The organism is Microcoleus sp. CAWBG640 (assembly GCF_020883015.1).
GTDB lineage: Bacteria > Cyanobacteriota > Cyanobacteriia > Cyanobacteriales > Microcoleaceae > Microcoleus > Microcoleus anatoxicus.
On the sequence record NZ_JAHRFC010000035.1, the window covers coordinates 35,059 to 61,767 of the forward strand.

Consider the following 26,709-nt stretch of genomic DNA (forward strand, 5'->3'; position numbering starts at 1 on the left):
ATCTCCTATAAAATATCCCTCCCCCGCCCTTGGGCACATAAAAATCCGATCTCTTGCATACTTTCCCAAAAAGGTTAAGATAGCTTCAAACCGACATTTATGCGCCAAAGGGTGAGAGAGGGCGCGATGGAGAAGACAAGTTTTAGGTTAAATCAAGTCCGTCCAGACAAGCAGTTTAGCCTTTCCAGTCTTTGGCAGATTGTTCGAGAACGTAGGTTGCGACATCCTCAATTTGTGCCGGCTTCAAACGACCAGCGAAAGCAGGCATCGCATTTTTGCCCTTTGTTACCTGAGTGGTAATAGCTTCGATAGAATTCATGCCGTACTTCTCTAAAGCTGCCGATTTCAAGGTTTTGGTAGACACAACCACGTTACCACCACCGACGTGACAAGCAGCACAGTTGGCGCTAAAGAGTTTAGCTCCTTTAGCAGCATCTCCAGCCAAAGCAGGGCTGCCGAAGCCGACAGTAAAAATTGCCAACGCTAACAGAGCGATCGATAAGAGTCTTTTCAACGTAGTTCTCCTCTAATGGACACAGTTAATTGTGATTCTTCAGTTATTTTACCCGTTTAGTAACCCGCAAACACCTAGTAGCGATCGCGATTTTTCGAGTAGTTAACCACTTTGGGCTGGCGATTCAACTCTCCAGATTATCAATACCCCATCCCGGAGCCTTTTGAGCAGCCCGAAGCACAAAAGCAGCCAAATCTTCAATCTGAGTCTGGGACATCCAGCTTTCCGGTACTTGGCGGCACCAAAAAGTTTCCTCACTACCGTCATAAGTCATTGGTTGTCTCAGATAGGCTACCAAACTATTGATGTCCTTGCGGGGAGGGGTTGCTCCCTGGAGATCCGTCAAAGATAGAGAAATAGTCGGATCTGGCAAAGTCGCTCCTCCGACGTGACAGTTGAGGCAATTTTGCTCGAACAACCGCTTGCCGGCGGACAAATCCTCAGCCGAAAATAATCGAGTGTGTCCCTCAGCATCCAATTCCAGTGGCACAGGTTCGCTGACTTTTAAATAGCGAGTCACATAGGAATCAGCAGCAGCCAAAACAGGTTGAGGTGCCAGCAGCACCATCGGCAAAATCACCAAAATTCCTAACAGAAAGCAGACAAAAACACCACGACGCAGCATGAGGGCCTACAACTTTTTGCGATATTAAATAAGCAGAGGGTAAATTTTAGATTTCAGATTTTCGATCGAAGCCAACCAGGGAACAACAATCTATTTTGCGGAACTCTAGCCCCCTCCCAATCCAAAATCTCAAATCTAAAATTTCCTAAAATCGATTAGCGAGCGCCTTTACCGCCACCCCACTGGGAGCCGATAATTTTTGGCTGCAACAGAATGTGACCGCCAATGGCGTACAAATCATCATCCGAAAGATTTCTCATTTCAGCGAAAATATCCGCGCTTTTCATGCTCGGATGCAGCTCAGAAATTTCCTCAAAGCCGTCATAAGTCGTGGGGTTTTTCATATAGTCAACCAGCGACTTAATATTATTACGGGGTGGATTTGCCAAAGCCAAAGTTTCAGGGCTCAAGTTCAAATTCGGGTCAGTTTTAGTCATGCCAGCGGCGTGACATTGAGCACAGGCTGAGTTAAACAACCGTTTGCCTTCCTGAACCTGTTTGAGGCTCAGCACTACGGGAGTGCCTTTGTCATCTAATGTCACGGTGCGTAGTTGAGGACTGAGTTCTACTGCCATCGCACTACTGACAAAGAATTGAAAAGTCATGAATACAGCAGTCAGAGCAATGAAATATCTTTTAAGCATGGTTCTCCTTAAAAAAAAATCAGGGGAAAGTATTGAATGCTCTTTTGGGGGAGCTAGCAAACAGATTGCTGTTCAAGATTCCACCGCCGGGAAAAACTGGTGACAGTTGATGCGGTTCTACCTTTAAAGGTAAGGGAATTATGGCATCAATCTAATCTGCAATAAGTTTTGAGTCGCGCCTTTTTTCCAGAGCGGACATAATTGCCTTAACATCCTCTAGGGCCAAACGGGTTTGAGGGTGCTTGTATGCAATTTCTAACTCGTCGCACAAGCGGATCACGTCTTCAACAGGGACGTTGAAGTCCTCTGCTATTTCTGCGATGGACAGGTCTGCAAAACCCATAGTTTTTAGGTCGCTGACGGGTAAAAATGGGGTTAATCGCTCTTAACTGAAATCTGGATAATTTCACCAAGCGCTGTTAGTTTGTTCTGAGGTTTATAGAACGCCAGAGCGATCGTTAAATGCAGGATTAGCCCTGGGGCTATTTACTGCTATTGACAATGCCTGAGTTCTGATTGAGTCTGTCAGAGCCAACTAAGTTCTAACAGCCAGTAGGCATTTTTGCTCAGTTCAGCTTTCTAGTCAATCAACTTCCAATCAATATCATCCCACTGCGGTGTCCTAATGAACAATGAACATCAGAAGCGGCAGCTAGAACTAACACAATATCAGGAAGGGCTTGATGGTTAGGGTGAAAGTTTGAAAGCATGAGTCTGTGCGGGCAAAGCGTGGCTGTCTATTGGTGTGTGATGCTCTAGTTCTGAGGGAGCCAATAAAGGTTGGGGCTGGTGAAGACTAATTAGCTGAGCTAGGGTTTTCTTGAGCTGAGTCCTAGGGACGATGATATCTACAAAGCCGTGGGCAAAGGAGTATTCGGAAGTTTGATAGTTCTCCGGCAACTTTTCCCGCAGAGTTTGCTCGATCACCCGGCCGCCGGTAAAGGCTACAGTTGCTTTTGGTTCTGCAATGGTAATGTCTCCCAGCATGGCAAAACTCGCGGTGACACCGCCGGTCGTCGGGTGAGTCAAAATTGGGATGTACAACTGTCTGGCTTCGCGGTGGCGTTCCAGAGCACCGGAGATTTTCGCCATTTGCATCAAGCTGAGCATTCCTTCTTGCATTCTCGCACCGCCGGAAGCGCAGACAATGATGACGGGTAGCTTTTCCCGCGTTCCGTATTCGATGAGGCGAGTCAGCTTTTCTCCGACAACGGAACCCATGCTGCCACCGATGAATTGAAATTCCATGACTCCCAGGGCGATGGGGAAACTTTCGAGTTTGCCGATGCCTGTTTCTACTGCGTCTAAGTGGCCTGTTTTTTCTTGAAATTCTCGAAGCCGATCGCTATATTTTTTGCGATCGCGAAATTTCAAGGGGTCGGTGGCGTGGAGTCCTTCGTTAATGGGCATCCAAGTATGGGCATCGATCAACTGCTCAATGCGGTCGTCGCTGTAAACTCTCATGTGATGCCCGCATTCCAAGCAAACCATTTGATTTGCTCGCAGGTCTTTGGTGTAACTGAGCGCATCGCAAGCTTCGCATTTATTCCAAAGCCCGTCGGCAATTTCTCGTTCCGGCCGTTCTTGAGAGTTCGGTACTGATTTTCTTCGATTTGCAAACCAATCAAATAGAGACATTAAAATTTAGTAATTGTTAACTGTTGACTGTTGACTGTTGACTGTGTTTATAGGTTATTTATTATTTGTTATTTGTTAGCTGCTACTAATAATTCATAACCTATATATAGCCTTTCTCAGAAAGATGAGGTACTCATGGGCATAGGGCATAGGGCATAGGGCATAGGGCATAGGGCATAGGGCATACCTCACTTTTTTGAGAACCGCTATATGACTATTGACAATAAACAACTGACTATTGTACCACTGTTTCACGGCATCTTCATAAAAAACAACTGCCAGTAAGTAGATAAGATCGCTTCGCCCCACAAAACTGTAATTGCTGCACCGAGAGCGAGAAATGGACCAAAAGGCATGGGTTGGCGTCGATCGAGCATTCCCAGGGCGATCGCCCCGCCGCCAGCAAAAGCCCCGGTAGCACAGGCGAGAAAGCCCGCTAACAGCAAGTATTTCCACCCCAGCCAAGCTCCCATCAAAGCAGCCAATTTGGTATCGCCAGCCCCCATCGCATTTTGACCAAGGGCGATGGCACCGGCTAAACCAATGATGTCAAACAGCCACAGCCCTACAACCGCTCCTAGGATACCGTCGAGTACCAGATAGTTTACTGAGTCGATCGGACTAAATATGGGCCACCAACCCTTAGCGATTTGGAAAACCAGCCCCATCACTAAACCCGATCGAGTCAAAGAATTAGGCAAAGTCATGGTATCGAGATCGATCAAAGACAAAGCCAAAAGCCAGCTAAAAAAAGCCCAGAAACCCAGAGTTTGTACTGTGAGTCCAAACTGCCAGAAAATCAGCAAAAACAGCAAACCCGTAGCCGCTTCCACCAGGGGATACCGTAAAGAAATCCGGCTGCGACAATATTTACAGCGTCCCCGTAGCCACAGCCAACCAAAAACAGGTACATTTTCGTAAGACTGAAGCTGATTCAAGCATTTGGGACAGCGAGAAGGAGGATGTATTACTGACAAACCCGCAGGTAAGCGATAAACTACCACATTTAAGAAACTACCGATCGCCGAACCCAAAGCAAATACAATAGCAGAGACAAGACAATTAAAGATGATGTCCATAGCCAACAAATCACTAATAAATAATGAGCTATAGTTAGCCCAAAGATAACCAATAATAAATAACCAATAACAAATAACCAACAACCAATAACAAATAACCAATCACCAATAATAAATAACCAATAACAAATAACCAATAACTAATACATTTGCGATTCAATCTCTTCAAAAGTAACAAAACGTTCACCGGGCAACAAAATTGGCTGCGAAGTGAAAATCAACTGACCTCGATCGCTTCCTTGACAGACAACAACACCAGCCGGACGTTGTAGGCGATCGGAATGAACTTTGAGATATAGACCATAGACCGATCGAGCTACTCGGATCAAATCGGGAGCAAGTAACCTGAAACTATCGGAAGTTTCTCTCATTGGTTCTGGGCTGGACTGGTATTCTATCACTGGAAACTGATCATAATGGTATAGGTCTAGCTATTGGTGTCGCCACTAGATCGATCGAACTTACCTTATTTTTTAACAATAGACTAGGTGGAAATTAATAAATTAACCTACAATCCTCCTTTGGCAGAGATCGAACTGCGACTACGAGGGCTGCTCCCAGCCTCACTGTACACCTCCGCCTGGGTAGATTCGTCGCCAGCGACACTAATAGGAGTCTTCGAGCATCTACGTACTCTCCGATACATAATTCACGACTACGTGCCCAAACAGGTGTCGGAATCTCCTCCCAATCCAGGGGAAGTGAGCTACCAATGGCAAGAAGGGACGCTACTGTTCACGGATTTAGCCGGGTTTACATCCTTATTGGAAGCAAATGCGGCCCTGGGACGCCAGGGAGCTGAAACCTTGCTGGGGGTGATTAACGACTATTTTGCCTCGATGATCGAAATTGTGAGTAAGTCCGGGGGGGATTTGCTGGAGTTTACCGGAGATGCGATGTTAGTGCAATTCCTGGCCGGCATTCACCAAGAGGATACAGCTAGGGCCGTCCGTGCTGGTTTGCGAATGCAGCGAGCAATGGCTAAATTTGCGCGTATTGAAACCCCACGGGGTGTTTTGTCTTTGAGGATGCGAGTGGGTATCCACTGCGGCCGTTACATTAGTGCGGACATTGGTACGCCACTGCGGATGGCTCATGTGCTGCTTGGTCATTCAGTCCAGCAAGCCAAGCAAGCTGAGGGTTCTGGAACTGTGGGAAGGGTGTGTTTGACGACTACTTCGAGTTTGTGTTTGGCAGAGCAATTTCGGTTTGAACCAGGAGCAGCGGGTTATTTTTTGGTGGTGGACGATCTGACGGAGGATCTACTGGGAGAATATGATATTACTCTGACTCGACGACGGATGCCGAGTTCGGTATTGCTCGATCGCAGCATTTCGGGCCTAGTGAGCGAAATCCAGGAAGCTCTCAACCGGGTTGAACCCCTTGCTAGCTATATCCCCAAGCCGATTCTGAGACTACTGGTAGAAAATGCTAACCGGCGAAAAATTCCCCCAGATTTTCCCGAACCAACGGTGATGTTTGTCAATTTAGTCGGCTTACCAGAGTCCATCGACAAAGCTTCACCGGAGGAAGAAGTAGCTCTGATTCTCGGTTGTTCGAGGGTTTTTGCGTCGATCGATGCCGTAGTATCAGCAAAAGGAGGCGTGTTGCAAAAAGTAACCGCGCACTTGAACGGTTCCGATATGCTGATCTATTTTGGGGTGCCCGACGCTCATCGGGATGATGCGTGTCGCGCCGCTAGCGCCGCTTTGGCGATTCGAGAGATTATCACCACTTTGCATCCGCCAATTATCGGCTCTCAACCAGTCAAAGTAAGCTGTCAAATAGGGCTGTACCAGGGGCCTGTGTTTGCTGCTGAGGTTGGCGAACCCCGTGGTCGCAGGGAGTTTAATGTTTTGGGAGATACGGTGAATACGGCGGCTAGATTGATGAGCAAGGCTGGGGAAAACGAAATTTTGATTGGGGAAAGGGTGTTTGAGGCGATCGGCTTAGAATTCAATTGCGAGGCTTTGGGAGCTGTTGCTCTCAAGGGCAAATCGGCTCTAACTCCGATTTTTGCTTTGCACGGTTCCCAGGTCGAAAACGGAAAAGGGTAGATCGAAATTAGCCTCATTTTCTCGCCCGAATGACGCAATATTAACTTTGCAAATATATTCGTAGGGGCGAAGCATGACCGCTGTAAATCTCTGGTTATCACTAATAAATTGTCTGCGGTCATGCTTCGCTCTTACTTACCAAATCGGGGGTATGCTCCCTATCTATTGTGGCACAAGCTGACCAGAAGACAATCGTTTAATCCCCTCCATCGCTGTAGTTTCTCCTGCTTTGTCTCCACCCTCGCGGGCATTTTTCAAAGCTCGTTCGTAGGATTCCAAAGCTTTAGCATACTGACCTTGACCTTCATAAATCGCACCCATATTATTTAGCAAACGTCCCACACTTGTCTTGTCACCGATTGCTTCTAGCATAATCATTGCTTGCTGAAAATAGATCAGGGCTTGACTATCTTTACCAAGTTTGCGAGAAGTAAGTGCCATGTTATTGAGCAAGCGACCGACCCCCGCCCTATCTGCTATTTCGCGGCGAATTGCCAAAGCTTGCTGGTAAAATTCCATCGCTCTGTTGAAGTCGCCGATGTTGTAATAGACTCCACCCATGTTATTGAGGGTACGCCCTAAATCTCGTCGATCGCCCTTAGCGGTGCGAATGGTTCGGGCTTGCTGGTAAAATTCGATCGCCTTGGCATAATTTCCCTGTTCTCCATACACAGCCCCAATATTGTGAAAAGATTCTCCAATTTCAATTTCATCCTCAGCCGTTTTAGCTAATTCCAAAGCTTCTTGATGCAGTTTCATCGCTTCGGAAAAATTGTCGGCAACCCGGTTGATAAAACCCATGAGATTGAGGGTTCGCGCCGTGCTACTCCTAGCCCCGATGTCTCGGTTAATGACTAAAGCTTGCTGCAAAACTGCTAAAGCTTTGGGAAGCAAACCGATTTCGCCGTAAACTTCCCCCAAATTGTTGAGGGTTTCTCCTATCCCCGGTTTGTCACCTAATTGCTGGCGAATTGCCAAAGCTTGTTCAAAAGCTTGGATTGCTTCCCGAAACAAACCTTGGCGGTGATCCTTTATGCCTTTTTCCAGGAGTGTGTCTGCTTGTGTTTTGGGGTTTGTTGCTTGGGCGCGATCGGTCCCTGGGAAGCGCCTAGGATTTATTATTGGAGCAGATGCCAGAGCCTCTGAGAGACCTAAGACTGTCAGCGCAGGCGATAGGACAAGAGTTATAGCTGCGACATAGCTGAAGTGGTAAGAGCGGCTGTACACCGAACAAGTCCTCCAAAAGCCAAATTATCTAACTTTCAAGATAGAGCTATTTTGGCTTACTGGCACATTTGTTATCAGCTAATATCTTCTGAGCTTGCTTATGGAAAATTCCTTCTCTCACCAAATAGCCATAATCAGTGGTATATTGTTGAGTGCGGAAATCAGAACTGGGTTTTTACTGAATGGAAGTGATGCTTGTTCTGAACTATGCAAGATGATATCTTTTGTGTCAAGTGTGATCCAGGCAATTCCTGACAATACTTGAACTTCTCGATGAGTTTGAGGCACTCTGTATACCTCGTTTTTCATCAGGATAATGCGATTTGGTGCTACTAACTCGGAAGCTGTTTGAAGCATACTATCTCCTGTGAAATTAAATTGTCACCAACCAAAAAATCCGAAAATCAAAAGCAATAATTATGGGAAAGGTTTATTGGTAATAATGCCGATCGATCCAAGCGCGCATTTCATCATCCGTCGCGGCCCACGTAGAGCGACCAGTCAAGGGATCGAAACCGTGCCACCAACTATTACCATCGCGATCGGCAGTCTGCCAAATTCTCAGTTTAGGCCCGCCCACAGCGGCGACTAGCAAAAACTGTCCAATTTGATTCATAGCTGAAAAGAGCCATTGCCCTTGCGGTTTTTTGGCGGGTAAAGCTCGAAGGTCAATCCCAAAAAATCTCGATAGTTGGGATTTTTGCACTTTTTTATAAGTAGACATAGCCAACACCTAAGTAGTGTTAAATTTCACAAAATTTACAGGCTATATTGGCAAATATTACTATTTTGTACTGCCAAATATAGACAACACAATTTTATGAAAATCAATCTGTTACCTCATGAATTAACCTTAACTCTTTGGTAATTGACAATCAAATCATTGTTTGCATAGATTGTATGAATAAAATCGATACTTCGATTTAGTTAGCTCAAGTCAAGGGGAAAAACCCCCGCTAATGCTGGCTTTGGGGGAGGGGAGACCTTAGCGATCGAGGCGATGGGGGGGAGTTTTCCTTAGTATTAGTCTTCCATGGTCCGTCTAGGATTAAATACCCGGAGGCTCTCCCTCCCATGGCTGATTACCAATTCCGGTTGTATCGGAATGATTAGAATGATTAAACCACAGAGGACACAGAGGACACAGAGAAAGAGAAGAGAGAAATAATAATTCTGATGTCAACGGATTTGATATGATTACCAGTTCTCAATTCCCAATTGCGACTTTACCTAATGTTTGTGTCAGCGTTCATCGGATTTTGATAACTGCCAAAGTTGGATTTCATAACACAAATGCTGGTCAAAAAGTTTGCCTGCTTCCAACCCTTCAACCACCAATTTTTTGAACCAGCGACGAAATATCCAGCGCAAGAGTTTGTGTATGGGCGGAACTGCGATCGCAATTAAGTCTGCAACATAAATCATCGTGTTTAGTCCATACCTGCGGAAAGTATCGACATACAAATCGATGGTGGGCAAAATATGGGCGGAAATATCCTCGGTTTTTACTAAACTAAATCCAGCCTGTTTTAAGGCTCCATGAAGTTCTGTAACAACATGACAATTAGAGAACATTCCCTCTTTATAATTAGCATCAGAGCGCAGCATATCGGCAAGCAAGACGTAGCCACCAGGATTGAGGATTTTGGCGGCGCCGTTAGCAATATCAACGGCAGACATATATTGGCTACTTTCGCTAAAGAGGATTAGATCGTAGGATGTGGTTGCTTGGAAGTTTTCAAAGGTTGTGAGGTGGAAGATGGTGCGATCGCCTGTACACTTGAGAAAGCGCTGTTGTTGAAATGGATCGGGTGCGAGTCCTTCGACTGCAAAACCGCGATCGAGCAAATAAGCCGCATTTCCGCCAATCCCACAGCCCACATCCAGGATGCTATGAGTGCCTTGGGGAATGAAATCCAACAGTTTTACAGTATAAGCTTGCTGAGCGATACGTAATCGCGCGAGTGTTAGTTCATCCGCCGGCACAGGTAGGGTTTCCCAATAGCCATAGTGAAGATAGGGGGATTCTGTCAAGCCCAAATAGTAATTAAGCGCTGCATTTTGGTAGCGAGTTACGTTGGAAATTTCGATGGATTTTGGCTGGGACATTGGGGAAATTTAGTAAGTTTTAGGATTTCGGGCAGGGTTGAAATTCTTCCCAGCGGTTGCATACTTGTTCATAGCACTCAACCGGCGAAATTGCCAAGTTTTGCAACAAATTGATATCAATCTGACCATTGGCAAGCAGTATAAAAATAATTGCTTTTTCAGGTTTGTAGTTATCAATAACTCCCAGCAGATTTGAAACAGTGTCTTCCTCTAGTTCTAATTGTTGCAAATAAGTGGTTGCGTGCGATTGAGAAATAAACTGCAAATCATACTGTACATTATCCACACTCCAATTGATCGAACCATTAATGTGAGTATCTATTTGGCAGACAACAATGCCTCGTCCTAGGTGCCAAAAGCCATTCCATGCAGTATATCCGATCGACAAAATATTCTGATGAATAAACAAGTTTTGCCAGTAGCCAAAACTACCCTGCCAAACACTATCTTCGATTCGCATTTCTTTTAGTTTCCCGTTGCGCCGACGCCAAGCAGTTTTAACTCAAAATTGCGTTTTTGTCGATCGTCCAAGGGAACACAACAGCCGATTAATTTTAAAAATACTAAACTAAGCATCATCCATACCTCGCAGATGAAAAACATGATTGTCAACAAATCGGCGGGCATCCTGACTCAGAGATGCAATAATCTCATTACAGTTGCGGGACAGCGCCGGATTCGCACCGAACTTTCCCCCTTACGTCTGATGTGTGTTTGTCATCAGAGCCGATCGATATACGGGAATATTACCACTATTTTGGATATTTGACAAAAATAGCTCTTAAAAATTCAGCAGGCGGGCTTCATACAGCATTTGCTGTTTCACGTACAGATCGAAGAAAATGAACGATCTCTTGCATAACTGAAGACAATTGTAGAATCTCAATATCTTTATTAGTCAATCGATAGATAATTTCTGAGGGATTGTGAATTATTTCTGATTGAGAAAGCAATTGTTCTAAAGCTTTTTTAGGTTGATAAACTGCCATGTCAAGTATATTTTTAGGAGGAATATATCCTAGCAACCGCGAAAGAATAGTGGCATCTTGAAAAAAGATAGTTTCGATTTCAGGAACAGCCATAATTACTTTGACAGGTGTATTAGCTGCTACGCCTCCAACTATTTCCTCAATATCTTTGAGGCGTTGTTGAACTAACTCTGGCACTACTGAATCCGAATCAACTACAATCACAACTGGTACTTGCCGACGCACAACTAAAGAACGAGCAAGTGATTTGATAGCATATCCTCCACCAGCAGTAACAACTTCCACATCATTGAGTAATTTTCTTGGGATCACAATTTTAAGTAATTGTGCATCGAAATTTCCTTCACAAACAATGTAAGTAATCATGGGATATCTCGCTCTCTAACGTCGTAATCAGGCAATCCGTGTTCTACACATACACGGTATTTTAAAGTTAATAATTCACAGATTGTTTCATTGTCCAAGGCATATTTTATTTCTTCTCCACTCCATAATAGGATTGTTTGCGGTAGTGAAAAGTATGAAAGATACCGAGCCGGTTCTGTGAATTCAGTTCGGCTGAACACTAATCCAACAGTGGCTGCGGGACGACGTAAAAGTTGATTGCGAAGTTTAGCAATAGGAGCAATATCAACGTTTGTTTTGTCTCGAAAGTCTTTGCTTTCAACCAAACAAGACAGTCCAGATGAATAGACCACACCATCAATTTGTTCGACTTTTTCCCCAAAGAGTTCCACGCTATAAGGCCATTTTACCTCTGCGCCATCAAGTTGAAATGCTCGTAAAACTAGGTACTCAAAGGCTTGGCCCGCGTCCCATCCTGGGGTGCTACGATTCTCGATATTGTCCCATAGAGTTCGTAAGCCATCCCATTGGAGCGATTGAATCATCCTTTCATAGTCTTTTGACGCAACCAAGTCTAATACTCCAAACAACTACACGCTTCTAATATTGTATGTCACTACACTATCACATCTTGCTGTAGGCATAGCCCGATCGCCAATATCTCCTCATTTTCATAATCTTTTCATTTTTACTGGTTTTATGCTAAATTAAAACAATGAAAGAATTATAAAAAACCACAATGAATCATCAGGCGCTCTGCCGTAAAACCTATCAAATTGGTATATTCGGGCTATTACTAGGAGTTTGGCTCAGCGGGTGCAGCAGTCCGACAACAGAGCCTCAAACCAAGCAGAATGGCGATTCTAGCGCCACTGCTAGCGATTCTACCAAAAAAGATAAAAAAGTCATTCTTACCACCTTTACCGTCCTGGCAGACATGGCTCAGAACGTTGCGGGGGATAAGGCGATCGTCCAATCCATCACCAAGCCTGGGGCGGAAATTCACGGCTATGAAGTTACACCCAGCGACTTAAAACGCGGACAAAATGCTAATTTGATTTTAGAAAACGGCCTCAACTTAGAGCGTTGGGCAACCCGATTTTACAACAGTCTCCCTAAAGTTTCTCACATTACTCTAAGTGAGGGAGTCTCACCAGTAAATATTGCAGAAGATGCCTATCGTGGCAAACCTAATCCCCACGCTTGGATGTCTCCTAAAAATGCTGTAATTTACGTCGAAAACATTCGCAAGACATTAGGAAATCTCGATCCGGCTAACGCTGCAAGCTATAACGCGAATGCGGCAAAATACAGCCAGCAAATAAAGGCGATCGATGCCAAACTCAAACAAGCTATTTCAGCTATTCCCCCAGACAAACGCTACATAGTAAGCTGCGAAGGAGCTTTTTCCTACATCGCCCGCGATTACGGCTTAAAAGAAGTTTACCTGTGGCCAGTTAACGCTGAACAACAAGCCACACCGAAACAAGTTGAACGGGTGATTAATACAGTCAAAGCTAACCAAATACCGGCTGTATTTTGCGAGAGTACCGTCAACAACAAAGCACAGCTTCAGGTAGCAAAGGAAACAGGCGCAAAATTTGCCGGGGTGTTTTATGTCGATTCCCTATCTCCACCCGACGGGCCCGCATCAACCTATCTTAAGTTACTTGAATACAACATCAATACTCTGATAAAAGGGTTACAGGGGAATAGGTAATGGGGAATGGGGAATTGATAATAAGGAGAAAATCAGATGAATGAGATCGGCATTGATATTGAGAATGTGACAGTTGCCTATCACGGCAAAGTAGCTTTGCACAGCGCCTCGCTGCAACTTAAAGCAGGGACGATTTGCGGTTTGGTGGGGATGAATGGCGCGGGAAAATCGACTCTGTTTAAGGCAATTATGGGGTTTGTCCACCCAAATACCGGACGAATTTTAATTAATGGGTTGCCGATTAGTCAAGTGCAAAAACGCAATCTGGTTGCCTATGTGCCTCAGTCGGAAGAGGTAGATTGGAATTTTCCGGTGAATGTTTATGATGTGGTGATGATGGGACGCTATGGGTATATGAATCTGCTGCGGATTCCTGGGGCGATCGACAAACAAGCCGTGCGAGAAAGTTTGGAAAGGGTGGAAATGTGGGATATGCGCGATCGGCAAATCGGAGAGTTATCCGGCGGACAAAAAAAACGCACCTTTTTTGCGCGGGCTTTAGCGCAACAGGGTACGGTTTTGCTGCTGGATGAACCCTTTGCCGGAGTCGATATCAAAACTGAGAAGATGATGATTAACCTGTTGATGGAACTGCGTCAAACAGGACATACAATTCTTGTTTCAACTCACGATTTAGAATCCATTACCACATTTTGCGACCAAGTAGTATTAATTAATCGCAGCATTCTCGCCTATGGTAACACCTCTGAAGTGTTTACAGAGGAAAATATTTCTCGCACTTTTGGGGGTGGTGTGGGGAGTTTTTCGTCTGCTAAAAATCGGTTAACTCAAGTGAATCGGGAGGAACAATAATGGATTTAATTCAGTGGTTTGCAGCACCTTTGCAGTATGAATTCATGGTGAAGGCGATTTTAGTCAGCGCTTTAGTAGGGCTGGTTTGTTCGGCGCTTTCTTGCTACATGACTTTGAAAGGATGGGCTTTGATGGGCGATGCGGTTTCTCATGCGGTGATGCCGGGAGTTGTGATTGCTTATGTGTTGAATATTCCTTTGGCGGTGGGGGCTTTTTTGTTTGGGGTGGGTTCGGTAATGGCGATCGGCTTTATCAAAGCCCAAACTCGCGTTAAAGAAGATACGGTAATCGGTTTAGTGTTTACGGGATTTTTTGCCTTTGGTTTGGTTTTAATTTCTAAAGTCAGAAGTTCGATAGATTTAACTCATATTTTGTTTGGCAATGTTTTGGGTATTTCGGATGCTGATATTACTCAGACTGTAATTATTAGTGTCATCACTTTAGTAACTTTGGCAATTTTACGCAAAGATTTAATTTTGTTTTGTTTTGACTCTACTCACGCGCGATCGATCGGTTTAAATATCACTTTTCTGTATTACGTGTTGCTGTCTTTGCTATCCCTGACTGCGGTGGCGGGACTTCAGACTGTGGGGATTATTTTAGTGGTAGCAATGTTGGTGACTCCGGGGGCGACGGCGTATTTATTGAGTGATAATTTTGACCATATGACGTTAATTGCGATCGCCACTGGTGTCTTTTCTAGCGTCATGGGAACTTATATCAGCTACTATATTGATGGTTCCACAGGCGGATGTATTGTGGTGCTACAAACGCTGATGTTTGTATTGGCGATGATTTTTGCTCCCAAACATGGTTTATTAGTTAAAGCTCGGAATTCCCAAACCCTTAGCGAATAAAGCAGGAATTAATTATGTTTATTTCTTAGTCCGCGGAGGCGGACATTGTTTGTTTAGCAGCGGTTTCAACCGCCGATCGATGGAGAGGAAACTATTCACTAAACTCAATATTTTCATACAAATCTGCCAGTGAAACCTCCACAGAAATAGAGCTTAACATCAGCCGATCGCCAATAACACCATATTCCGAGAAAATCCACTTATTCGCATCAGTTTTCGAGTATTGTTCAACCTGTAGCCGATATTGGTCGATTAATAAATACTCCTGAAAACTGGGAATACTGCGATAGGCTGCAAACTTATCATCTCGATCGTAAGCTCTAGTACCTTTAGATAGCACCTCAGCAATCAGTAGAGGATTGGTAATTGTATCAGTCCGTCCAGATTGGAGTTCGATCGGTTTCGCCGCCACTATCAAATCCGGGTAAGTGTAATTATTAAGTTGGGGAACCCAAAGCCGTTGATCCGAACTAAAAGTCCGATATGGTTTCCCTTTTAACGCCAGTTTCAGCGCCCCACCTAAATTAAGGGCAATTTCATTGTGATCCGGTGTGCCGCCAGCCATCAGAATAATCTCCCCATTGATAAATTCATGTCGATCCACAGAATTGACTTCAGCTTCTAGATATTCCTGGGCCGTGTAGGTTTTGGTTTCAACTTGCGCGATCATATACAAGGCTCTCCTTTAATCTACTCATTTCAGTTTATCTTAGAAATCGCTAAAAAACAAGCAAGATGCCTGTTCCACAAAGAATGAATCCGATCGCACAAAAGCAAACTTACCGCAACGGGACAAAGTTATAGCCAGAGCTTCCTCCAAGTTTAACTTGCACTAAAATTGGCTTCCCCGCCCGATCGCCGGTTGGCAAAAACTTCACATCCTCGCTAGCTCCCGGTGTCGTAAAACTCGTACTTTTCAGTGCTTGTTGTAACCCTTCCCGCGTAGTGCTTTTCCGTAATCCCGCGATGACAGCTTGAGTCGCATCAAAACTGGTTGCGGTGCGCCAATTTACCACTCCTCCCCACAACTGAGTGGCATTCTTTGGAAAAGTGCTACCGGGATTAGTTTCAGGATGCCAGGGAACAGGCAAAACAAGCCCGTCAACGCTCTTTTGTCCATCTTTTAACGTTTGAAAGGTGTACATTGTCGTGCTGCCGTAGAGTGGCAATTTGCCTTGATTTACGCGAGCCAGAAAAATTGCGCGATCGATGCGATCGATGTGGGGTGCTAACATCAATCCTTGTGCGCCTTTGCTGACTGCATCGGCGATCGCACTTTCGGGATTAAAAGAAGGGACTGAAAAGTCGCAAACAGTCGGAACTAATTTGCCTCCAGCAGCAGTTAGAGCAGCTACAAATTCATCTTTAAATGATATGTTATCCGGTGCTTGGGAGTCATAACAAATGGCAATATTAGTTTTGCCTGTTTTGACTGCATATTCTGCTAAGGGAGCCGCCATGATGCTAATATTTGGCACTGTCCGAAAGATGTAACTGCCAAATCCAGAGAGATTATTAGCAAAGCTTGTCGGTGTCACCATTACCAGTTTTTCTTGCTGATAGATTGGCGCAGCTTCGAGAGAGGCGTTGCTAGCATTGTGTCCAATTACTGCTAGTATATTTGCATCTTTTGTTAATTCTTTTGCAACATCTCTGACCACCTCTGGACTGTTGTCATCGTTGACAATTTCTACTTGCAGTTTTGCGCCGTTGATGCCACCACTATTATTAATTTCATCCTGAGCTTGGGCGACACCCCGGAGGATTTCTTGGGCGACATTGGGATTGCTACCAATGGGAACGCTGACAGCAATTTTCAAGGAATAACCACTGCTGGCTGTGGCATTATTCAAATAGATAACGCTTTCTGGATCGTTGCGAGTTTGTTTCAGTGAAGCCTGAAATTTTTGAATCGCAGTTGAGAAATCTCCGCTCTTAAAAGCTTCAATACCTGCTTGTTTATCTGGTGTAGTTTGGGATGTCAGCAATATCTGATTTCCTAAACTGATGCGAGTTGCGATCGCACCCGATGGACTCGCACCCGCTTTAGGTGTAGATCCAGGTGTAGAAGTAGATGTATCTGAACTTTTGGATGCGAATAAACCGGGAAGGAACTTGAATGCACCAAACGCAACTAAGAAAAAGGCAATAATAAAAAATATGGGTGGCGGGCTTTTTTTGTTATCTTGGGACATAGTTTTTCTCCTTATATAATTTCTACAGAAAAGTTGTTAGCTACAATCAGTATTCAAGAGATTTCGGTTAAAGTCAATTCATTAAATTCATTAATTAAACTCATAAAAGTCATATTTGGATGTGTCGGGCGGGCAAGATGCCCGTCCCACAGGGGTTTCAGAAGTTTTTGCTGTATGCGATCGCGTTTATGGTGCGATCGCAGATAATCCATTTCCAGATAATGCTAAGGCGATGAGTGCACTACAAGTAATTGCGATCGACTTTGGTAAATTCATTTGTTTATTTCCAACTATAAGTGTCATCATCTTGTACATCTAATGTTCTCAACTGTCAAGTTTTAGCATTGACTAACAGCTTAAGGTATAACCAATAGTCCGGCAGGGGTTTAAACCCCTGCCTCAAAGCTAAAGTCCTCTCAAAGAGGACTGAAGAACTCATTAGTCCTCTTTCAGAGGACTTTAGCTATTAGACAGGGAATTCATTCCCGGTTGGACTGGCGGGCTGACTGGCAGACTTGGCGGGCTGACAGCTTAAGTTGACACCAATGACCTCAGCTTAAATATCTAGCAATTCATCAAATGCCGAATCAATATCAGTTTCAGCAACAACCCCATACTGAGGAAATGGTGAATGATTAGGAGACTCCGGCGACTCCACCGAATGCACTTTTGCTACAGGTGATTCTGCCACAGGTTCAACAACAACAGACTTAGATTTCTTGACATTAATTACAGGTGATTGTGCTCCATTATCTCCATTTTTACTGGTTTCATTCCGCAGCAACATTGCCATCAAACCGTCCAACAAACCCCCACTACCGCCATTACCATTGACTGTGACATCGGGAACAACGCGAACGCTACCATCCGAAACCGCTTGCATCAATTGCAATAGCGTGTAACTCTGCGTACCGAGAGCGTTGACACCAACTTGATAAGCATCCGCTTTTGCTTGTCCCATCAGCCGAATCCCTTCTGCTTCACCGCTTGCGTGTTCGATCGCAGCAGTTGCACTCAATTGAGCAATTTTCACCCCTTGTTCCGCCGCCACCACCTGATTTTGAATATTTGCGATCGCAGTTGCGCGCACCAATTCTTGACGCTGCGACTCTGAAATCCGCTGTACTTCGTAGGTTTTCTCCTGTTCCTGAGCAATTTTGCGATCGGTCAATGTTTGCATCAACTCTGCTGGTGGCGAAATCAAACCGATCAGCGTGTCTACAGCCTGCACATCATAGGCACGTAGGGCTTCACGGACGTGTTCTGCCGCCTCTGCTTGGCGTTCGCTGCGTGCGATCAAAAAGTCGAGAATCGTGTATTCTTGAGCCGAATTCCGAAAGTAATTGCCCACAATTGGACGCAACACTTGGTCGATGAGATTTTGCATCGAACCTTGCCGCGAAATGACTCTCGGTGCATCCAAAGTACCGACATGAATGATTTGAAAAATTTCCAACTCAAAGGTAAATCCGTCAAAAGAAAGTAATTTAAGAGCGCTTAATTTTGAGTCGTATCCGTGTTCTCCACTGAACCGCGATGTGAAGTTTAAAACAACATCGGTAGTGGGAACAAGTTCTACTTTCATCACTTTTGTATTAATCGGATGTTTGCCAGGGTAAAGTGGTTCTACCCACACACCTTTATCACCTTTGTTGACAAGATTGCCGTGGGTGAAAGCCACACCACTTACATCTTTGTGCGATTCCCCCACATAGGAAATGACTACGCCAACATAGCCGATCGGCACTTCGGTCATTTTCACTTCTTCAACTTGCACAAACCAGGGGTTCAGGTTCCAAGAACCCGATAAAATCACCTGTTCTTGCAAGCCCCTGCGCCCGCCACCTTTGATGAAAGATTGCGCTTTTTGGAAGTTGTCGTGACCGGGAATTATCGGCCCAGCGATTTCACCTTCATCAATCGGAACTCCGTCGAGCACGTTGGCAATTCCTACGCGATCGGGAGCAAGTTTGTATAGGTGGAGATCCGATGGTTTCATACCTTTTGCAGCAGCATTGGCTGAGGTAATCACCTCAAATACAGCCGTATTAATCCGATAAGTACCAGTTGTAATAATTGCTAGTTGCCGTCCTTTTTCGCCACCGTCGGTGAGGAATTTGCGGGCATTTTGAAAATTGTCGCAATCGACGACTTTGCCTAAAATGCGATCGGAAGGAATGGTGGCTCCATCATTGGCAATAATTAAACCAATTTCATCTTGAGGAACCACCACAACAGGTTCTCTGCGAACGCTATATTGCCAGGGAAAATAACCAAAATGCCAGCCGGGAGGAAGGGTATCTGCTTGCAAACCTCCTTCACCATCGAGTGCAATCAATCTACTGGATGGCAAGTTTTTGCTGGAGAATTTCTTAGTAACAATTCCGACTTCTCGTTCGCCGATCGCAATTAAGCCCAAAGTCCAACCAATTTTGGGTATAAATATCAAAACTAGGAACATTGCGCCTACCGGATAGATCCAAATCGGGATGCTGAAGCCTTCTGCTTGGGCTGGTTGGACTTCTTGGGGTTGGGGAGGTGGCGATTTGACTTGTGCGGGCGTTGGTGGTGCGATCGCGCCTAATGCTGTAATAGTTGTTGCTACAGATACTGCTAAGGGTAAAAGTTTGCGAAGCCAACGTGATTTAGTCATAGTTTTTAACCTGCTTTAAGCGAAAAGGTACGGGAAATTTGTTTACTACAATCAGTATTCAATAGATTTCTTTGAAGGTCAATTCATTAAAGTCATGAATAATGTTCATAAAAGTCATATTTTGAATATGATTTTGTCGGGAGTGCGATCGTTCGCACCACAAAATATCAGATTATAAGCATTGACAAAATTACTGGTTCCCAGGCTCTGCCTGGGAACCAATGTCTAGAGGCTCTGCCTCGCTCTTAGAGCTGGAAAATTGGAGGCAGAGCCTCCTGATCTGCGTTACCAGGCAGAGCAAAATATCAGATTATAAGCATTGACAAGCTGCGGATGCAGAAGATAGTTGCTACAATGCCGGGAAACACCACAAAGATTAGTACCCCAAAACTGCCGTCGTGGTCTTCCCCTTGCGAAGCAGATTGAGATTGATTACCACCTTGTTGCCAACCAGCTTCAGGTATATTCAAAATCGCCTGGGGAAATGCAATCTGCACTTCTAATTCTTGTTCTGGCTGAATAGGCTGACTTGCCACAAATTCAAAAGTTTTAGGATCTACTTGACGACGAACTGCGGCCGTCCCAAAATTCATAAACGAGAGAACTTTACCTGACAAAGCATCTGGTAATTTCACCGTAACTTTTCCGCTATTAATCGGTGCTTTCCGACCTGCTGCAATAGCTTTCCAATAAACTTGAGTATTCTCACCATCTAACTGCAATCCACCTACAACTCGATATTTGATCACAAAAGTATGTGTATCTGGCGGTTTTAATTCATGTTCCCAACGAATCCAAAGTTGATTGTTTTCAATCCCCGTGCTACTCGGAATTATTTGATTATTTTCGGCAACGGTGACATCTTTAATTTCATCGACCTTATCTAAAGGAATATAGCGGTATCGTTCATTGTTGTATGCTGCTGTGAATACATATTTTTGGGTTTCGGTAACTAACATATCTCCGTTCGTCTGAACGTCGATCGCGACGTTGATGTTATCCCAGTAGAACGGTAGTTGTTGGGCGGCTGCATGAGTCACTGTGACTAACAGTAGGCTTAATGAAGCCATTAATGAAAAAACTATTTTTTTGAGAATTCGTTTATTTATCATAGGATTTCCACAAGATAACTGTTGACTACAATTATTCAACAGGTTTCTTTTGAAGTCAATTCATTAAAGTCATTAATTATGTTCATAAAAGTCATATCTTTAGTCCGATAGTCCGGCAGGGAATGAATTCCCTGCCTCAAAGCTAAAGTCCTCTGAAGAGGACTGATGAGTTCTTGAGTCCTCTTCAGAGGACTTTCGCTATTAGACAGGGGTTTCAACCCCTGGCGGACTCACGGGATGACTAACGGACTTTGCCGGCTGACAGCTTAAGTTGATACCAATGAGCACTGCCGCCTCCTAATTTCTTCTCAACTTTGAAATACCACACTTAACAAAGTTAAAACTGTGCAACCAAACACCGCTTCAAATGTATATCTTTGCGAAGGTTTGTAAGGGTAAGAATGCCAAACCCGCAGTTCTCCATTGAAGCCACGGGCGGCTAAACTCAAGGAAACTTGACGGTAATTTACCAAAGTTCGCTGAAGCAATTGCCCGATTAAAATGCCTAAACTGCGCATTCCTAGTTTCCAAGTGCGATAGCCACAGCGGGAGTTTTGGGCGATCCAAAGTTCATCCGCGATCGCCCATAAGCTAAAAATAAACCGATACATCAACAACAGCAATTCTGTCAACAACGGCGGAAAGCGCAATTGTCGGAGAATTTGCAAGGTTTCGGTAAATGGCACCGTCAACAAAATGAAATACATACAGCTTGTGGATGCCAAGGTACGCGGCAATAACAGGCTCACTTGGTATAATCCAGTGTTGCTCACATACAGATAAAAATTGCCCATGCTAATCCCCCAACCTTGCCAAATATCCGCGTGTATTCCCTGGATTTGATTTAACTGAATTCCACTAATCACAAACGCAGGCAAACTTGTGAGTAAAAACATCAACGGTAGCGACAGCAACCGCAGATAAAGTTTCCCTGGAATGCCTGCATAGATGACGATCCAGACTGCTAACCAAAAGGCGATCGACAATTGGACGATCGCCCCAGAAACCAGAGACAGAATCAAAAGGGCGATCGCAAAGGATAATTTGTGAGTTGGCGGCAACCCGCGCAAACGATTAGTGTAAGCCAGACTATCAATCTGATGATTCATTCCAGCGGCGATTTATCATCAGATTGCTGAGATTGCGATCGACCTTTATAAAGCCCGATCGCATATCCGATCGCACCAGCCCCCAGAGCAGCTTGAGTCGCAAATAATAGACTAGCAATTTCGCCACTAGCAGGCTCAAACAAATGATTGAACCAAGGTTTATAATCCGGTTGAATTTCCGTAATTGCTTTCTGGGCCTCCCCATCAGCGCCGCCATATTCACCCTGTACAAAAACTAGGGGAATTACGGCAAGTGCGACAACTGCAATTACCAACATCCAATTTTGTTGCGAAGTAGCTTGCTGATTTTTCGTCGGTTTTTGATTCATCACTTAAGACTCCTGTTTCAATAGTTTTAGAATTTCCAACTCCGGTTGCCCGTAAGAATGCAGCCAATTCCACACCAATAAAGTCAGCAATCCTTCACTAATAGCCAGGGGTACTTGAGTAATTGCAAAGATGCCTGCAAACTTGATAAACGAAGCCAAAAAACCGCCACTCGCCGCCGGAAAAGCTAACGCCAACTGCATCGAAGTCACCACATAAGTCAGCAAATCAGCCAAAGCTGCGGCACAAAAAATTGCCACCCGTTGCCTACCAGTTCCCATCAGCAACTGATAGATAAAATACGCAGCGAACGGCCCCACAATCGCCATCGAAAACATATTAGCTCCCAGCGTTGTCAGCCCGCCGTGAGCCAACAAAACCGCCTGAAAAAGTAGCACTAAAGCACCGAGTACCGCCATCACCGAAGGACCAAACAAAATCGCACCCAAACCCGTACCCGTTGGGTGAGAACAACTCCCCGTTACCGAAGGAATCTTCAAAGCAGAAAGCACAAAAGTAAACGCGCCAGATAAAGCTAATAATAGTTTAAGTTCCGGGTGTTCTTTGGTAATTCGGGCGATCGCACGCAAACCTACCACAAAAAAAGGCAACGCCACAATCCACCAAAAAACAGCCCATTGCACAGGCAAAAAACCTTCCGAAATGTGCATAGCAGCGGCCGGTGTCGCCGAACCCAAAACCAGATAACAACTCAAGCCAGCCATCAATCCCAGACTGACAATTTTGCGACTTCGCGCCTTCATCAAGTACCTCGCAGATGAGACTAATTAAACCAACGCATCGGCGGGCATCCTGACTCAAAAAGCAACAGGGCTTTCATTACAGTTGCGGGACAGCGTTGGACTTCCACCAAACTTTCCCCATTACCTCCAATGGCTGCTCCCCATTAGAACCGACTTGTTAGATTGAGTATAGTCGATCGCGCAAATCTGGGCCGATATTTTACAAAAATTATTTCAGATGAACCAAGTCAAAATAACCTATCATCTTCTCTTCTCCTTTCTTCCTTCGCGTCCTTCGCGTCTTCGCGGTTCGTTCAATAAATATTATCGCCCAACAAATCAAAGCTATAATCATAGTAAGTTTTGAGGAAAGCCGCAATGTTAAAGTACAACTTGCCGAGGAACTTGCCCTCAGCCGACGAACTACCAGACTCGGACGAAACACCTGTGGATAACGAACTGCAAGAACTAATACCAGGGTTACTAAAAGCAATCTTGCTGATACTTTGGTCAGAACGGATGGACTGGTTATTTGGCATAGATATGGGTATTTATCATCACCCAGACGAACCAGCCATTGTCCCAGATGCTTTCTTAAGTTTAGGAGTAGAAAGGTTTTACGACGAAGAATTGCGTCCCAGTTACGTGCTGTGGGATGAAAATGTCATGCCACTTTTCGTGCTAGAAGTTGTTTCCCCAACTTATCGCAAGGAATACAGCACAAAATTAGAAATTTATCAAGATTTAGGCGTACTTTATTACGTCATTTATTCTTCCCGCCGCCGTCGTAAACCTCATTTGGAAGTACACAAGTTAGTCAATGGGAAGTACGAGTTACAGCCAGGAAACCCTGTTTGGATGCCAGAAATAGGTCTGGGAATTGGTTGTGAAAGGGGAAACTATTCTGGGGTGACAAGAGAGTGGTTGTATTGGTATGATGCCGATGGCACACGCTATCTGACACCTGAAGAACAAGTGAAACAATCAGCGCAGCGTCTCCAACAGGAATCACAACGTGCCCAACAGGAAGCTCAGCGTGCCCAACAGGAATCCCAGCGTGCCCAACAGGAATCACAGCGTGCCCAACAGGAAGCTCAGCGTGCTGAACAATTAGCTCAACGTTCCGAACAATTAGCTCAACGATTGCGAGAGTTGGGAGTCGATCCTGATAATCTCAATTAATTGCAAAATCTCGTTCTTAGAACCCCGACTTCTTCAAGAAGTTGGGGTTTTATAGCAATCCTAAATCATATCAAATCCGGTAACATCGGAATTATTCATCTCTCTTATCTCCCTCTGTGTTCTCTGCGTTCTCTGTGGTTAAATCATTCCGATGCAGCCGGAAACGATATCATTCATGAGGATGTGTAGGGGTAGTGCCCCTGTGCCTACCCCAGCATAAGCGGGGGCAACCACGGGGGGATTGCCCCTACAACTCTATTTTGTTATTTCTGCGGGCATTTCGGATGAAGGCCACCCTGCAAACAAATATAAGCAATTTGACTTTGCTCTAAATTCTTAGCATCAGTAAAATCAACTCCTTGCAATCTACCAGATTTAGCACCCGCAGGACTTTGAATAAATTGATCGGAAGTATCTTTCCCTATAAACACCGCACCTTTAAAATTCGCTCCGGCTACATTCGCGCCCCTAAAATCAGCCAAACTCACGTCCGCATTCCGCAAGTTAGCATCTTGCAATCTTGTATCTTTTAAATTGGCGTTTGCGAGTTTAGTGGAACTCAAATCAGCTTTTTGCAAGTTCGCACCGTTCAAATCTGCACCAGATAAATTAGCACCTTGCCATTCTGATTTCTCCAAATTTGTCAATGGCAATTGAGCGCCTTGAGCCTTAACCTTCCCCAAACGCGCACCAGATAAATTTGCTCCAGACAAATTGGCACTCCCGATATCTGCACCCGTAAAACTAGCATCTTTTAAGATAGCTTGCTGCAAATTTGCCCCGATTAAAATAGCACTACTAAAATTAGCTAAATTCAAATTGCCGTTGGAAAAATTAGCTTTGTTCAAGACAGCGCGCACAAAGCTAGTGCGATTCATTACAGCACTATTCAAAAATGCTCCGGTCAAATTTGCCCCTTCAAAATTGGCTCCGCTCAAGTCAGAAATCCAATCGTCAAATGTACCTGGTCGCCTGTCTTCTCCTGTGCCATAGAAGCGAGTTCCCTGCAAGCTGGCATTGGTTAAACTAGCATTTTTTAGCTTAATTCCAGACAAGTCAACTTTGTCTAATACTAATGTAAATTGAGCAGGACCGGCCGCACTTTGCCCTAAATCAGTGCGACTCAAATCTGCGCCGTTGAGCTGGCTGCTATACACTGTGAGAATTTTGCCGATCGCCCTTTGTACTGTGCGCTGGCGAACTGCGGCTAACTCCCGTTCCTGGGTCTTACCGCCGTAGCGCAGGGAATCGAGGTCGTTGCTAAAAGCTTGGTTTAACCGCTGCAAGTAAGGCAAAGATGAAGGTCCGGTACTGACTAAAGCTTGCTGGATCGCATCTAGCATAGTGCGATTGTCTTCTTGAGCTAGTAAATCGGTTAGCAGCGGTACGGCGCGGGAGTCTTCCACTGTTCCCAAGGCTAAAATTGCCGATCGCCGCCCTGCGGTCCCGTTACCAGAATTGGGAGATAATTTATTAACTAAAGCTAAAAATACTTCGTCGTTTCGCTGCCGAGAATCTCGTAAATTTGCTTGACTTTGAATGTAGACTTGAGTGCCAATAAACAGAGTGAAAATCAATCCCGAAGTACCAATTGTGGCAATCACTAAAGTCGCCCCCGGATGTTGACGAATCCATTGCCACAAACTGTCATTTTCTGTGGTCTGTGTTTCGGGAGTCAAGACCAAAGCGGCAATCTGGGCATCTTCCTCTGTCCAATCTTCACTCTTCACCGTAGTGATAGATAATTGGTTCGATCGAGCATTGACAACCAAAGTATTCGCGAGGCGATCGTGTCCTGTTTTGCCCTGGTGGCGAAAAGCAAAAGCCCCATCTACCAGCATTCCCAAGCCGCTGAGCCCCCCTAAAATGATCAAATCTGGAAAAGCACCGCTCAAGCGCCACAGGCCGTAAGCGACACCCAGAGGCACACCCCAGCGTCCCAAACTTTCCCGAATCAGGACTCGCACCAAACCCGGAGGAGTACCGGATGCTGTGACAACTTTCACCCCAAACCAGCGTTTAGGCAGAGTTTGACCGGTTCTGGCGAGTAAAAACAGTTCCCAAGCTGCCAGAACCGCTGGTGCCATCAGTGCCGCGGACCAGAATAGATTAGTCAGGGGTGCGACTCTGGGGTTGCGATCGCGCACAGGTATCCCTAAAGTACGGGAAACTGTCTCAGATGCTGCTGCTATTGAGGAGTTGAGTGGTACTGTTTGAGCATCCCGATTCACCAAGGCCCCGATACTGAAGGGAACTAGGGCACTAGCTGCGACTAAGGAAATTTCAACTACCCAAGCGCCACACCTGCGCACCAGCAGTGGCATTTGCTTGGATTGTGAGGGCCAAGACGGATCGGGTTGATTAATGCCACTGGGGGCGGTGGGGCTAGCCATATTCAAAATTTCCTATTAATTGTCGTTAGTATTTGAGGAATCTGGAGTAATTGTCAATTTATACGCTATGTAGATTAGCACTCCCAGAAGGGCAAGGGTCATCAGGGCAGAAATTAGCTGTACAACTGTATTGAAGACTGTCAGGAGAATTATCGCCCCCACGCCAAAGACTGCTACTTGACCTGGTTTGGGGAGGCTTTGAAACCTATGGAGAAACTGATTGTAGAAGGTTTCGACGGCGGGGTAGTTGTCTAAATTAATTTTGATTAGCGGCGATCGATCTAGTCTAGCTTTTAGTTCTCCGAATGCTTGCTGCCAGTTGAAATTATTTTGATAATTCATAAAAAAAATTGGGGAGTTACTTTAACTGTACCTTTG

The 26,709-nt window shown here is 44.9% G+C and carries 29 protein-coding genes and 2 riboswitches; of the genes, 6 read left to right on the top strand and 23 right to left on the bottom strand.

Features of this window, described 5'->3' with window-relative positions; translation table 11 throughout:
• Window positions 1–175: 175 nt before the first annotated feature.
• From AAFP11_RS17895 to AAFP11_RS17925, 7 genes are all read right to left on the bottom strand, one after another.
• Window positions 176–514 (bottom strand): c-type cytochrome, encoded by a 339-nt coding sequence (locus AAFP11_RS17895; protein WP_341738300.1) that lies wholly within the window; start codon window positions 512–514, stop codon window positions 176–178.
• A gap of 124 nt (window positions 515–638) precedes the next feature.
• Complete coding sequence (gene psbV2, locus AAFP11_RS17900; RefSeq protein ID WP_341738301.1) at window positions 639–1,139, bottom strand: photosystem II cytochrome PsbV2; 501 nt, start codon at window positions 1,137–1,139, stop codon at window positions 639–641.
• Between the two features lie 155 nt (window positions 1,140–1,294).
• A complete protein-coding gene (psbV, locus tag AAFP11_RS17905; RefSeq protein ID WP_341738302.1) occupies window positions 1,295–1,783 on the bottom strand; it encodes a photosystem II cytochrome c-550 in 489 nt (162 codons plus the stop codon).
• A gap of 151 nt (window positions 1,784–1,934) precedes the next feature.
• A complete protein-coding gene (locus AAFP11_RS17910; protein ID WP_341738303.1) occupies window positions 1,935–2,126 on the bottom strand; it encodes a translation initiation factor IF-2 in 192 nt (63 codons plus the stop codon).
• Window positions 2,127–2,470: 344 nt separating this feature from the next.
• Window positions 2,471–3,421: an acetyl-CoA carboxylase, carboxyltransferase subunit beta gene (gene accD / locus AAFP11_RS17915; protein ID WP_341738304.1), complete on the bottom strand. Its 951-nt coding sequence runs from the start codon at window positions 3,419–3,421 to the stop codon at window positions 2,471–2,473.
• 251 nt (window positions 3,422–3,672) lie between these two features.
• Window positions 3,673–4,500 carry a prepilin peptidase gene (locus tag AAFP11_RS17920; RefSeq protein WP_341738305.1) on the bottom strand — a complete coding sequence of 276 codons (828 nt, stop codon included), beginning with the start codon at window positions 4,498–4,500 and terminating at the stop codon, window positions 3,673–3,675.
• A gap of 140 nt (window positions 4,501–4,640) precedes the next feature.
• The gene (locus tag AAFP11_RS17925) at window positions 4,641–4,871 is read right to left on the bottom strand and encodes a hypothetical protein (protein ID WP_341738306.1); all 231 of its coding nucleotides are present in this window, start codon (window positions 4,869–4,871) and stop codon (window positions 4,641–4,643) included.
• A 117-nt stretch (window positions 4,872–4,988) separates the two neighbouring features.
• Between AAFP11_RS17925 and AAFP11_RS17930 the strand changes: the two genes are divergently transcribed.
• Window positions 4,989–6,557, top strand: coding sequence for an adenylate/guanylate cyclase domain-containing protein (locus tag AAFP11_RS17930; RefSeq protein WP_341738307.1), 1,569 nt, complete (start codon window positions 4,989–4,991; stop codon window positions 6,555–6,557).
• Window positions 6,558–6,719: 162 nt separating this feature from the next.
• Here AAFP11_RS17930 and AAFP11_RS17935 read toward each other — a convergent pair whose 3' ends face one another.
• From AAFP11_RS17935 to AAFP11_RS17965, 7 genes are all read right to left on the bottom strand, one after another.
• Window positions 6,720–7,784, bottom strand: coding sequence for a tetratricopeptide repeat protein (locus AAFP11_RS17935; protein WP_341738308.1), 1,065 nt, complete (start codon window positions 7,782–7,784; stop codon window positions 6,720–6,722).
• Between the two features lie 117 nt (window positions 7,785–7,901).
• Window positions 7,902–8,141, bottom strand: a complete 240-nt coding sequence (locus AAFP11_RS17940; RefSeq protein WP_341738309.1) for a hypothetical protein — start codon at window positions 8,139–8,141, stop codon at window positions 7,902–7,904.
• A gap of 73 nt (window positions 8,142–8,214) precedes the next feature.
• Window positions 8,215–8,508 carry a hypothetical protein gene (locus tag AAFP11_RS17945; protein ID WP_341738310.1) on the bottom strand — a complete coding sequence of 98 codons (294 nt, stop codon included), beginning with the start codon at window positions 8,506–8,508 and terminating at the stop codon, window positions 8,215–8,217.
• Between the two features lie 518 nt (window positions 8,509–9,026).
• Window positions 9,027–9,893, bottom strand: coding sequence for a methyltransferase domain-containing protein (locus AAFP11_RS17950; RefSeq protein ID WP_341738311.1), 867 nt, complete (start codon window positions 9,891–9,893; stop codon window positions 9,027–9,029).
• 19 nt (window positions 9,894–9,912) lie between these two features.
• On the bottom strand, window positions 9,913–10,353 hold the full coding sequence (locus AAFP11_RS17955; protein ID WP_341738312.1) for a hypothetical protein: 441 nt from the start codon (window positions 10,351–10,353) through the stop codon (window positions 9,913–9,915).
• 140 nt (window positions 10,354–10,493) lie between these two features.
• Window positions 10,494–10,639: riboswitch (cobalamin riboswitch) on the bottom strand.
• A gap of 57 nt (window positions 10,640–10,696) precedes the next feature.
• A complete protein-coding gene (locus tag AAFP11_RS17960) occupies window positions 10,697–11,248 on the bottom strand; it encodes a hypothetical protein (protein WP_341738313.1) in 552 nt (183 codons plus the stop codon).
• On the bottom strand, window positions 11,245–11,772 hold the full coding sequence (locus AAFP11_RS17965; protein ID WP_341738314.1) for a restriction endonuclease: 528 nt from the start codon (window positions 11,770–11,772) through the stop codon (window positions 11,245–11,247). Before AAFP11_RS17965 ends, AAFP11_RS17960 begins: the two co-directional genes overlap by 4 nt.
• Before the next feature lie 194 nt (window positions 11,773–11,966).
• Between AAFP11_RS17965 and AAFP11_RS17970 the strand changes: the two genes are divergently transcribed.
• From AAFP11_RS17970 to AAFP11_RS17980, 3 genes are read left to right on the top strand one after another with little or no spacing between them, the layout of a single operon-like run.
• The gene (locus AAFP11_RS17970) at window positions 11,967–12,947 is read left to right on the top strand and encodes a metal ABC transporter substrate-binding protein (protein WP_341738315.1); all 981 of its coding nucleotides are present in this window, start codon (window positions 11,967–11,969) and stop codon (window positions 12,945–12,947) included.
• Between the two features lie 36 nt (window positions 12,948–12,983).
• Complete coding sequence (locus tag AAFP11_RS17975) at window positions 12,984–13,760, top strand: metal ABC transporter ATP-binding protein (RefSeq protein ID WP_341738316.1); 777 nt, start codon at window positions 12,984–12,986, stop codon at window positions 13,758–13,760.
• Window positions 13,760–14,617, top strand: a complete 858-nt coding sequence (locus tag AAFP11_RS17980; protein WP_341738317.1) for a metal ABC transporter permease — start codon at window positions 13,760–13,762, stop codon at window positions 14,615–14,617. Before AAFP11_RS17975 ends, AAFP11_RS17980 begins: the two co-directional genes overlap by 1 nt.
• A 91-nt stretch (window positions 14,618–14,708) precedes the next feature.
• Here the strand turns inward: AAFP11_RS17980 and AAFP11_RS17985 are convergent, their stop codons facing one another.
• The gene (locus AAFP11_RS17985) at window positions 14,709–15,287 is read right to left on the bottom strand and encodes a Uma2 family endonuclease (RefSeq protein ID WP_341738318.1); all 579 of its coding nucleotides are present in this window, start codon (window positions 15,285–15,287) and stop codon (window positions 14,709–14,711) included.
• A gap of 109 nt (window positions 15,288–15,396) precedes the next feature.
• A complete protein-coding gene (locus AAFP11_RS17990) occupies window positions 15,397–16,812 on the bottom strand; it encodes an ABC transporter substrate-binding protein (RefSeq protein WP_341738319.1) in 1,416 nt (471 codons plus the stop codon).
• Window positions 16,813–16,927: 115 nt separating this feature from the next.
• Here AAFP11_RS17990 and AAFP11_RS17995 point away from each other — a divergent pair, with 115 nt between their 5' ends.
• The gene (locus AAFP11_RS17995) at window positions 16,928–17,131 is read left to right on the top strand and encodes a hypothetical protein (protein ID WP_341738320.1); all 204 of its coding nucleotides are present in this window, start codon (window positions 16,928–16,930) and stop codon (window positions 17,129–17,131) included.
• 237 nt (window positions 17,132–17,368) lie between these two features.
• Here AAFP11_RS17995 and AAFP11_RS18000 read toward each other — a convergent pair whose 3' ends face one another.
• From AAFP11_RS18000 to AAFP11_RS18020, 5 genes are all read right to left on the bottom strand, one after another.
• The gene (locus AAFP11_RS18000) at window positions 17,369–19,465 is read right to left on the bottom strand and encodes an SPFH domain-containing protein (protein ID WP_341738321.1); all 2,097 of its coding nucleotides are present in this window, start codon (window positions 19,463–19,465) and stop codon (window positions 17,369–17,371) included.
• 305 nt (window positions 19,466–19,770) lie between these two features.
• Window positions 19,771–20,577 (bottom strand): DUF2207 domain-containing protein, encoded by an 807-nt coding sequence (locus tag AAFP11_RS18005; RefSeq protein ID WP_341738322.1) that lies wholly within the window; start codon window positions 20,575–20,577, stop codon window positions 19,771–19,773.
• 308 nt (window positions 20,578–20,885) lie between these two features.
• Window positions 20,886–21,686, bottom strand: coding sequence for a cobalt ECF transporter T component CbiQ (cbiQ, locus tag AAFP11_RS18010; RefSeq protein WP_341738323.1), 801 nt, complete (start codon window positions 21,684–21,686; stop codon window positions 20,886–20,888).
• A complete protein-coding gene (locus AAFP11_RS18015; protein ID WP_341738324.1) occupies window positions 21,683–22,015 on the bottom strand; it encodes an energy-coupling factor ABC transporter substrate-binding protein in 333 nt (110 codons plus the stop codon). Before AAFP11_RS18015 ends, cbiQ begins: the two co-directional genes overlap by 4 nt.
• A 3-nt stretch (window positions 22,016–22,018) precedes the next feature.
• Window positions 22,019–22,777 (bottom strand): energy-coupling factor ABC transporter permease, encoded by a 759-nt coding sequence (locus tag AAFP11_RS18020; RefSeq protein WP_341738325.1) that lies wholly within the window; start codon window positions 22,775–22,777, stop codon window positions 22,019–22,021.
• A gap of 21 nt (window positions 22,778–22,798) precedes the next feature.
• Window positions 22,799–22,946: riboswitch (cobalamin riboswitch) on the bottom strand.
• A gap of 188 nt (window positions 22,947–23,134) precedes the next feature.
• Here AAFP11_RS18020 and AAFP11_RS18025 point away from each other — a divergent pair.
• A complete protein-coding gene (locus tag AAFP11_RS18025; protein WP_341738326.1) occupies window positions 23,135–23,938 on the top strand; it encodes a Uma2 family endonuclease in 804 nt (267 codons plus the stop codon).
• Between the two features lie 263 nt (window positions 23,939–24,201).
• Here the strand turns inward: AAFP11_RS18025 and AAFP11_RS18030 are convergent, their stop codons facing one another.
• Both AAFP11_RS18030 and AAFP11_RS18035 read right to left on the bottom strand, forming a co-directional pair.
• On the bottom strand, window positions 24,202–26,331 hold the full coding sequence (locus tag AAFP11_RS18030; protein WP_341738327.1) for a pentapeptide repeat-containing protein: 2,130 nt from the start codon (window positions 26,329–26,331) through the stop codon (window positions 24,202–24,204).
• A gap of 15 nt (window positions 26,332–26,346) precedes the next feature.
• On the bottom strand, window positions 26,347–26,673 hold the full coding sequence (locus AAFP11_RS18035) for a hypothetical protein (protein ID WP_341738328.1): 327 nt from the start codon (window positions 26,671–26,673) through the stop codon (window positions 26,347–26,349).
• Between the last annotated feature and the right edge of the window lie 36 nt (window positions 26,674–26,709).